The organism is Streptomyces sp. (genome assembly GCF_031181555.1).
Lineage (GTDB): Bacteria > Actinomycetota > Actinomycetes > Streptomycetales > Streptomycetaceae > Streptomyces > Streptomyces fimbriatus.
In genome coordinates this window covers 1-9,663 of the sequence record NZ_JAPSKQ010000207.1, presented here as the reverse complement: position 1 = coordinate 9,663, position 9,663 = coordinate 1, and the positions used below count along the sequence as shown (strand labels likewise).

At 74.9% G+C, this 9,663-nt stretch carries 5 protein-coding genes; 2 read left to right on the top strand and 3 right to left on the bottom strand.

Annotation, left to right across the window (positions count from 1 at the left end):
• Positions 1-22: 22 nt before the first annotated feature.
• Entirely contained in the window at positions 23-208 is a 186-nt protein-coding gene (gene rpmB, locus RIM90_RS28180) for a 50S ribosomal protein L28 (protein WP_003993230.1), read from the bottom strand.
• Between the two features lie 266 nt (positions 209-474).
• Between rpmB and RIM90_RS28175 the strand changes: the two genes are divergently transcribed.
• Entirely contained in the window at positions 475-2,316 is a 1,842-nt protein-coding gene (locus tag RIM90_RS28175) for a DAK2 domain-containing protein (RefSeq protein ID WP_309063577.1), read from the top strand.
• Between the two features lie 70 nt (positions 2,317-2,386).
• Here RIM90_RS28175 and RIM90_RS28170 read toward each other — a convergent pair whose 3' ends face one another.
• Entirely contained in the window at positions 2,387-5,359 is a 2,973-nt protein-coding gene (locus RIM90_RS28170; RefSeq protein WP_309063576.1) for a tetratricopeptide repeat protein, read from the bottom strand.
• Positions 5,359-7,203, bottom strand: coding sequence for an HSP90 family protein (locus RIM90_RS28165; protein WP_309063578.1), 1,845 nt, complete (start codon positions 7,201-7,203; stop codon positions 5,359-5,361). Before RIM90_RS28165 ends, RIM90_RS28170 begins: the two co-directional genes overlap by 1 nt.
• Before the next feature lie 189 nt (positions 7,204-7,392).
• Here RIM90_RS28165 and recG point away from each other — a divergent pair, with 189 nt between their 5' ends.
• Positions 7,393-9,627 carry an ATP-dependent DNA helicase RecG gene (recG, locus tag RIM90_RS28160; protein ID WP_309063575.1) on the top strand — a complete coding sequence of 745 codons (2,235 nt, stop codon included), beginning with the start codon at positions 7,393-7,395 and terminating at the stop codon, positions 9,625-9,627.
• Positions 9,628-9,663: the final 36 nt, after the last annotated feature.

Here is a 9,663-nt window from a genome sequence, read left to right as displayed (position 1 = left end):
GGCCGCGCGCTCAGCGGAAGCGTCAGCGCGAGACCTTGCCGGCCTTGATGCACGAGGTGCAGGCGTTCACGCGCTTCGGCGTCCCGCCGACCACGGTACGCACACGCTGGATGTTCGGGTTCCAGCGGCGGGACGTACGGCGGTGCGAGTGCGAGATGTTGTTGCCGAAGCCCGGCCCCTTGCCGCAGACGTCGCAGTTGGCAGCCACGGGTCACTCCAAAGACTTCAGATGCACTTACGGTTGATCCCGGCATGCCGGGATCAAGATCCCGGGCTCGAGGAGCCTTGGGGACTTGAGTGGCGTTGCCAGGGGAGAGGCCCGATCGGATCGGGCAACCGGAGCAGCATACAACGGCTGCACCCGTAGAACGAAACTACCATGGCGGCTCAGGGGCCCGCCCCCGGCCCTCTTCCGGTGGGCGACGTCCCAAGGTCTACGCTGCGTGCCACGTCCAGCAGCTCAGGGAGGCGCAGGTGGCGCAGGTGCCGCAGACATTCCTCGATGCTCTCGCGGTGCGTGCCTGGTGCGGTCTCGCGCTGGAGGCGCTGGGGCGGTCGCGTGAGGAGATCGACGCGATCAATGTCTACCCCGTGGCGGACGGGGACACCGGTACCAATCTCTATCTGACCGTCGAGTCGGCGGCCGCGGCGGTCGAGGCGGTGTTCGCCGGACACGAGGCGGGGGGCGCCGTGGGTCCCCCCGGGATCCCGGGCGGCGCGGCCGGGGGGCCGACGCTGGCCGACGCGGTACGGGCGATGGCGCACGGGGCGCTGATCGGCGCCCGCGGGAACTCCGGGACCATCCTGGCCCAGCTGCTGCGCGGAATGGCTCAGGTGCTGGCCGGGGAGGAGACCGCGGCCCGCGCCGACGGGCAGGGGCTGCGGCTCGCCCTGCGGCACGCGGCCGACTCCGCGCGTCAGGCCGTCGCCCACCCCGTCGAGGGCACGGTCCTCACCGTCGCCGAGGCGGCCGCCTCGGCGGCCGGCGGTGCGGAGGGCGACTGCGGGACGGTGGCACGGGCGGCCTACGAGGGCGCCCGCGCGGCCCTCGCCGCGACGCCGGGCCAGCTGGCCGTCCTGCGGCGCGCGGGGGTGGTGGACGCGGGCGGCAGGGGGCTGGTGGCGGTGCTCGCGGCACTGGTGGAGACGTTCACGGGGGAGGCGCCGCGAGCGATGCCCGCGGCGGGGGGCCCGCGGAGCGGCTCCGTGCGCGCCACCGGGCCCGGGCCGCACGCGCGCGTGCGGCAGGTGGACGGGGTACCCGCCGGGGACGCGGTGGACGCAGGTGAAGGGGAGGAGCGCCACGCGTGCGTGGCGGCTCGTGGAGACCTCGCCCGGGGCGCCGCCGAGCCCGGTGAGTGCGCCGACGGCGGGGCCGTCCCGGGGCCCGGCGGGCCCGCCTTCGAGGTGATCTACCTCCTGGAGGCCGACGACGCGGCCGTGGCGCGGTTGCGGGAGCGGCTCGACGGACTGGGCGACTCGCTCGTCGTGGTCGGCGGTGACGGGCTGTGGAACGTCCATGTGCACGTCGACGACGCGGGCGCGGCGGTCGAGGCCGGGGTCGAGGCCGGGCGGCCGTACCGGATCCGTATCACCCACTTCGGTGCCGGGGACGTCCACACCACGGGGGCCGAGCGGTCGCCCCGGGAGCGTGCTCAGCGGGCCGTCGTGGCCGTGGTGCCCGGCGAGGGCCTGGCCGGGCTGTACACCGAGGCCGGTGCGACCACCGTGCTCGCCCGCCCCGGGGAGCCGCCCGCCAGTGGCGAGCTCGTCCAGGCCGTGCGGCGGGCGCACGCGCGCGAGGTGGTGCTGCTGCCCAACGACGCGGACCTGCGCCACACCGCCGCCGCGGCGGCCGAGCAGGCCCGGACCGAGGGCATCCGGGTGGCCCTCATCCCGACCCGCTCCGCGGTCCAGGGCATCGCGGCGCTCGCGGTGCACGAACCGGAGCGCCGCTTCGACGAGGACGTGGTGGCGATGACCTCGGCGGCGGGCGCGACCCGGTACGGCGAGGTCACCGTCGCCGAGCACCAGTCCTGGACCATGGCCGGCATCTGTCAGGCCGGTGACGTCCTCGGCCTCATCGACGGAGACGTGGCCGTGATCGGGCAGGACCTCACGGCCACCGCCGAGGCCGTCCTCGACCGCATGCTCGCGGCCGGCGGCGAGATGGTCACCCTGGTCCTCGGCGAGGGGACCCCCGAGGACGTCGCCGGCCACCTGGAGACCCGGGTCCGCGAGGGCTACCTCGCCGTCGACACGGTGGTGTACCACGGCGGCAGGCAGGGCGCCCTGCTGCTCATCGGGGTGGAGTGACCCCGGCCGCCCCGTTCCGGGCGGCGCCGGCGGACGGGGAGCCGGCAGGGCCGGCCGTTCCCCCGGAGGTTCAGACGTCCGTCCGCCCGTGCTCCGCCAGGATCCCCAGCAGGTGTTCCGCCTCCGTCCGCCGGGCGTGGGCGGTCCCGTCCTCCCCGGAGGCGTCCTGGTACGCCGCCCGTACGGCACGCGCGCGTGCCGCCGCGGCGGCGGGCAGGCCCAGGTCCGCCTCCAGCCGGGCCGCGGCGAGTTCCGCGCGGGTGCGTTCGTGCAGGGCGTCCGGGCCGAGAAGACCGAACACGGCGATCGCGCGGTCCAGCGCGGACACCGCCTCCTCGGCCAGGGCCCTTCCCTCGCCGTCCGCCGCGTTCCCGCCCGACGACCGGGCCAGCAGATCCGCGAACTGACGGTGCGTGTCGCCGAGCTCGGCGGTGAGCCGCGCCCGTGTGCCGTCGTCCGCCGCCGCGTCCCGCGCCGCCCCGCACTCCTCGACCGCGGCCGTCATCAGCGCGCGTGCCGCGTCCCGGCCCCCGTCCTCGCGCAGCGCGAGCCACGCGCGGGCGCGCAGTGAGCGGACCAGGCCGGACGCGTCGCCGACCGCGCGCCACAGTTCACCCGCGCGCGCGTACGCCTGCTCCGCCTCGTCGGGAAGACCCGCCATCTCGAGGCTGGACGCGGCCAGGTGGGCCAGCGCGGCGTGGTCCTGCTGCTCGGGCCAGTGCCGGGCGATCTCGGCGGCCCGCAACCGCCGCTCGGCGGCCGCGCGGTGCTCCTTGAGCTCGTCGAGGCAGTCCCCGAGCCACCACAGCGCCTGGACGACCGCCCCGTCGCCGTGCGTCTCGGCGGTCACGTCCGGCAGCACCGACTCCAGCACCTCCGCCGCCTCGGCCCACCGCCCCTGCCGCAGCAGGTGTCCGCCGAGCTGATGCCGGGCCCAGGCGCCCAGCGTCGGTCCCTCGCCGGCCTCGTCGGCCCAGTGCGCCGCCTCCAGGGCATGGTCCGCGGCCTCCGCGACGCGTCCGAGCCCGCCGGTGACCTCGGCGAGCTGCAGGTGCAGCTGCGCCCGTCCGGCCGGCTCCAGATACGGCCCGCCGTGCTCCAGGGCGGCCCGCAGCGCCCGTTCCGCCCCGGCGGTGTCGCCGAGGTGGTGGGCGAGCCGGGCGAGCCGGGCCTCGTACTCCACCGCGAACCACGGCAGTCCCGCCCCGACGAACTCCTCGGCGGCCGACCCGAGCAGCTCCGCCGCCCGCTCCACGTCGTCGTACCCCGCCAGCTCACCGAGCATGGCGTGCGCCTCGGCGGCCCGCGCGGCGAGCCGGACGTCCTCGCCGGTGCGGTCCTCGACGAGCGCCAGCACCGCCCGCACGGCGGCCTCGGCCTCGGCCAGGACGGCCTCCCCGGGCGTCTCCCCGGCCGCGTGCACCCGCCGCATCAGGATCCGCGCCCGGGCCATCAGCACCGACGCCGTCTGCCGTACCCCCGTGCCGTCCCCGGCGTACAGCGCGCGGATCTCCTCGTACGGCCCGGCGACCGCCTCGAGCGCCTCGTCCACCTCACCCGCCAGCGCACGGACGTACGCCGCACGCGCGCGTGCCGCCAGGGCCTCCCCGGGATCGCCGGCCTCCGCGTACAGCTCGGCGGCCCGCTCGAAGAGGTCCGTGCCCTCGGGGCCGAGGCCCATCGCCTCGTGGTCGGCGATCTCCGCGCGGTCGCGGGCGGTGAGCTCGAAACCGTCCGTGGCCCCGGCGGCCCGCGCCACCGCCGCCCACGCCTCCACGGCGTGCGGCTGCAGGGTGTCCGACAGGTGCCGTGCCCGTGCGAGCAGGGCCGACGGGTCGGGCTCACCGCCCGCCGTGTCCGCCCGACCCGTCGCATCCGCCGTCTGCGACGGCCCGCCGACCGGGGCCGCGGGCCGCACCGGGACCGCACCCGAGGACCGCACCCCGAGCGGCAGCCGCTCCACCAGGGGGCGTTGCGTCATGCGCGCGCGGGTCCGCTCGCCGATGTGCCGGGTGCCGTTGCGCTCGTCGAAGCGCGCCGCCAGGGCGAGCGCCTCCGCACGCGCGTGCGCGCCGAGTTCCGCCGCGGTCCACGTCCGGCCGGCCGGACCGGGCACCGGCCGGCCGCCCAGCCCCAGTCCGGTCAGCCGGTCCATGAGCAGGGTCACCACGCTCAGGAAGTCCAGCTTGCTGCGCGGATGCCCCTCGTCCGTGAAGTACGCCGGCCGCTCGGCGAGCAGTTCCAGGCCGCGTGCCTCGTTGCCGGTCAGCGCGCAGAACTCCACGTGGTCCGCGTACGCGCCCCGCATGCTCTCCATGGGCCGCACCAGACGGAAGCCGCGCAGGTGGTGGGCGCGGGCCTCGTCCACGCGTCCCAGCCGCAGCAGCGGCAGCAGGGACGCCGCGAGCACCGCGTGCGGCTCGTGGGCGCAGGTGAACTCGCCCTCCAGGACCGGCCGCCACAGCTCGAGCGCCTCCGCGTCCCGGCCCCGCTCCGCCTGCCACCAGCCCTGCCCGTGCAGCTCGCACGCGTGGCAGTCGGCCATGGAGTCCCGGTCGGCGGCCAGCCACGCGGCGTACGCCCGCTCCGCCCGCTCCACGTCGCCGATGTGCTCGGCGACGTGGAACTCCGCGCTGCGCACGGCCCGCTCCGAGTGCCCGGCGAGCCGGTAGCGGTGCTCCATCTCGCCGAGCCACTTCTCGATCGAGGCGAGCGGGACGTGCGGCTGGTGGAGCATGCCGGCCGACATCCACTTGAACGCCCAGTGCAGCGAGTGCGCCTCGTACGCGTCGAAGTCCTCGGGGCGCTCGTCCCACATGCGCAGCAGCCGCGCGAAGGGGACGAACATCTTCGCCTTCTCGGAGCTGTAGTTGTAGACCGTCAGCTGGTGCCCGAGCGCCTCGATCACGGCGAGCGGGATGTTCAGCTTCTCGGCCTCCAGCAGCAGGTGCTCCGCGCGGGCGTTGCGGGCCGGCCCCTCCGGCTGCCCGGAGTTCTCCGCCATCGCCCGGCGCAGGGAGTCGACGTCCGTGATCTCGTCCATCAGCGGCCGCCCCCCGTGGAGTCGTCGTGCGTGGCCCACTCCAGCAGGCCGAGGAAGGCCCGGTTCAGCAGCGCCGAGTCGGCGGGCCGAAGCGGCCGCTGCGCCATGAGCAGCGCCTGCCCGTACAGGGACTCCGTCGCGGTGCCGATCAGCTCCGGGTCGCCCAGCGAGCCGATCCGCCGTACCAGCGGATTGAGGTGGTTCAGCACCAGACGCGCGCGCGGGGCGCCGCCGCGCAGCGAGCCGAGGATGCCCGCCCACAGGTCGTCGGCCTGCTCCTGGGCCTCGGCCCGGGCCTGCTCGTGCCGGGCCTCCCGGTCGTCCAGGTGCAGCGCCGGCACCGACAGCGGGTGGAAGGAGCGCAGGACGACGTCACAGCCCAGCGGGTCGAGCCTGGTCCGCGCGGCCGCCAGGAACCCGGACAGGGCCAGCTCCTCGGCCGGGTCGACCGCGTCCAGGTGGGCGGTCACGGTGTCCGCGTCCAGCTCGGCGACCGTGGTGCCCGGCCGTACCGAGGCAAGCGCCTCGACGAGCTCGCTGTCGTACGTGTAACCGCCGTTGACCACGCCGATGCCCTGCGCGGACGCGATCGGCGCGACCTGCCGGTACTCCTCCACCGTCCGTGTGAAGTGCACCACCGGGTGCCGCTGCGCGAACTCCTCCAGGGACAGCCGTCCGTCGGTGGTCTCGAACGGCAGCCAGGGCAGCATGGTGCGCAGCATCTCCCGGTCGTGCCGCGCCAGCGACTTCACGCCCAGGTGGTGCACGGACAGGAACGCGGCCAGCCGCTCCGGATCACCGGCGGCCAGTGCGGCCAGCCAGGCGCGGATCCGCCCGCCCAGCGCCTCGCGCACCCCGGCCAGCGTCTCGTCCTCGTACAGCGACTCGCGCGAGGCCGTGGGCCGCAGGCTGTCGGTGTCCAGGACACAGCGCACGAAGAACGCCCAGTCCGGCAGCAGCTGCTCGGCCCGCTCGGTCAGCAGCATGCCCTTCAGGTGCACCCGGTGGCCCGCGCGCTGCGCCGGACTGACCGCCGACGGCAGCACGTACGCCACCCCGCGGATCCCGGCCAGCGGCACGTCCAGGTCGATCGTGTCCAGCGGGGTGAAGCCGAACAGCTCGTGACAGTGCCGGGCCAGCGCCACCCTGCGGGCGGCCGGACCCGGGTACGACCGGTCCCAGGGCGCGGGCAGAGCGGTGACCGCCTCCTCGCCCACCCGCACGTCGTACGGCAGCAGCGAGCCGAAGTCCCGGGCCAGCGACAGCACCCGGTCCTCGGCCAGCCACTCGTCCGCCCCCGCCCGCGCCACCAGGTGCACGGTGGTGCCCGGTTCGGGCCGGGCCCCGTCCGGCAGGGTCCGCACGGTGTACGAGCCGTCGTCGCGCGCCGTCCACTCCACGGGCGGCGCGTCGGGCGTACGGGCGCTGCGGCTGACCACCCGGATCCGCTCGGCCACCACGAAGCACGCCAGCAGGCCGATGCCGAACTGCCCGAGGAAGTCCGAGCGGGCCTCCTGCAGCCCCTCGGCGCGCTTGGAGCTGCGCCCGATGGTGGCGAGCAGGTCGTGCACGTCCGCCTCGGTGAGTCCCACGCCGGTGTCCGCCACCCGCAGCGAGCCCGCCTCCACGGACAGCCGCACGCGGGCCGGTGCGTCCGGCTCCGTCACGCGTCGGGCGGTGATGGCGTCGACGGCGTTCTGCAGCAGCTCGCGCAGATAGACCTTGGGACTGGAGTAGAGGTGATGGGAGAGCAGGTCCACCAGGCCGCGCAGATCGACCTGGAACGTATGAGGTGACTGGGACGGCTGAGGTGCCTGGGATGTATGTGAGGTCTGGGAGTCCATCGTCACGGCGCCGGTGGGGGACTCGCGACGGCGCGGGGTCGGGCGGCCCCGGTGAGGCGGTGACCGCGGAAAGGATGGCCGGAGCGCGCCATCCTAGAACCCCGGACAGCTGTCTGACCAGGTATTTCCCGAGACTTCTGCAAAGTGCCGGGCCCCGGCGTCCACGCGCTGTCAGTGCGGTGGTGTGCAATGGATCGCGTGCCCGCACTGGAAGAACCACTGAAACAGCCGCTCAAGTCAGTGCTCGGCCCCGCCACCGCGAAGGTGATGGCCGAGCACCTCGGCCTGCACACCGTCGGCGACCTCCTCCACCACTACCCGCGCCGGTACGAGGAGCGGGGCCAGCTCACCCACCTCGCCGACCTCCCCATGGACGAGCACGTCACGGTGGTCGCCCAGGTCGCCGACGCCCGCCTGCACACCTTCGCCTCCGCCAAGGCCCCCCGCGGCAAGGGCCAGCGTCTGGAGGTGACCATCACGGACGGCAGCGGCCGGCTCCAACTGGTCTTCTTCGGCGCCGGTGTCCACAAGCCCCACAAGGAACTCCTGCCGGGCACCCGCGCGCTGTTCGCGGGCAAGGTCTCCGTCTTCAACCGCCGCCTCCAGCTCGCCCACCCCGCCTACGAGTTGCTGCGCGGAGACGGCGACGGCGCGGAGGAGACGGTCGAGGCCTGGGCCGGCGCCCTCATCCCGATCTACCCCGCCACGGCCAAGCTGGAGTCCTGGAAGATCGGCAAGGCGCTGCAGACGGTCCTGCCCAGCGCCCGGGAGGCCGTCGACCCGCTCCCGGACTCCCTGCGCGACGGCCGCGGGCTGGTCCCCCTCCCCGAGGCCCTGCTGAAGATCCACCGCCCGCACACCAAGGCGGACATCGAGGACGCCCGCGCCCGCCTCAAGTGGGACGAGGCATTCGTCCTCCAGGTCGCCCTGGCCCGCCGCCGGCACGCCGACGCCCAACTCCCCGCCGTCGCCCGCAGACCCCGGCCGGACGGACTCCTCGCCGCCTTCGACGACCGCCTCCCCTTCACGCTCACCGAGGGCCAGCAGAAGGTCTCCGGGGAGATCTTCGACGACCTCGCCACCGAGCACCCCATGCACCGGTTGCTGCAGGGCGAGGTCGGCAGCGGAAAGACGATGGTCGCCCTGCGCGCCATGCTCGCCGTCGTCGACGCCGGGGGACAGGCGGCGATGCTCGCGCCCACCGAAGTGCTCGCCCAGCAGCACCACCGGTCGATCACCGAGATGATGGGCGAGCTCGCCGAGGGAGGCATGCTGGGCGGGGCCGAGAACGCCACCAAGGTGGTGCTGCTCACCGGCTCCATGGGCGCGGCCGCGCGGCGCCAGGCCCTGCTGGACCTGGCCACCGGCGAGGCCGGCATCGTCATCGGCACCCACGCGCTGATCGAGGACAAGGTGCAGTTCCACGACCTGGGCCTGGTCGTGGTCGACGAACAGCACCGGTTCGGCGTGGAGCAGCGCGACGCCCTGCGCGGCAAGGGCAAGCAGCCGCCGCACCTGCTCGTCATGACCGCCACGCCCATTCCGCGCACGGTCGCCATGACCGTCTTCGGCGACCTGGAGACCTCCGTCCTCGACCAGCTCCCGGCCGGGCGTTCGCCGATCGCCAGCCATGTCGTCCCCGCCGCCGACAAGCCCCACTTCCTCGCCCGTGCCTGGGAGCGGGTGCGCGAGGAGGTGGCGAACGGGCACCAGGCGTACGTGGTCTGCCCGCGCATCGGCGACGAGGAGGACGAGCAGAAGAAGGCCGGCCGGAAGAAGCCGCCGTCCGCCGAGGACGAGGCGGAGAAGCGCCCGCCCCTCGCCGTCCTCGACGTCGCCGACCAGCTCGCGAAGGGCCCTCTCCAGGGCCTGCGGGTCGAGGTCCTGCACGGCAGGATGCAGCCCGACGACAAGGACGCCGTCATGCGCCGCTTCGCCGCCGGCGAGACCGACGTCCTGGTCGCCACGACCGTCATCGAGGTCGGCGTCAACGTCCCGAACGCCACCGTGATGGTGATCATGGACGCCGACCGCTTCGGCGTCTCCCAGCTCCACCAGCTGCGCGGCCGCGTCGGCCGCGGTTCGGCCCCCGGCCTGTGTCTGCTGGTCACCGAGATGCCCGAGGCGAGCGCGGCCCGGCAGCGGCTGAACGCGGTGGCCTCCACCCTCGACGGCTTCGAGCTCTCCCGGATCGACCTCGAACAGCGCCGCGAGGGCGACGTGCTGGGCCAGGCCCAGTCCGGCACCCGGTCCAGCCTGCGCATGCTCGCGGTCATCGACGACGAGGAGATCATCGCCGAGGCCCGCAGGGAGGCCGCCGCGGTCGTCGCCGCCGACCCGGAGCTGGAACACCTGCCGGCCCTGCGCACGGCGCTGGACGCCCTCCTGGACGAGGAAAGGGAACAGTACTTGGAGAAGGGGTGAACGGGGTGAACGGACCGGGGGCCGAGGGCGGCGCCG

Bases quoted from the DNA above. Each gene is read 5' to 3' on its own strand.
- recG (WP_309063575.1), top strand. From the start codon at position 7,393: ATGGATCGCGTGCCCGCACTGGAAGAACCACTGAAACAGCCGCTCAAG.
- RIM90_RS28170 (WP_309063576.1), bottom strand. From the start codon at position 5,359: ATGGACGAGATCACGGACGTCGACTCCCTGCGCCGGGCGATGGCGGAG.
- RIM90_RS28165 (WP_309063578.1), bottom strand. From the start codon at position 7,203: ATGGACTCCCAGACCTCACATACATCCCAGGCACCTCAGCCGTCCCAG.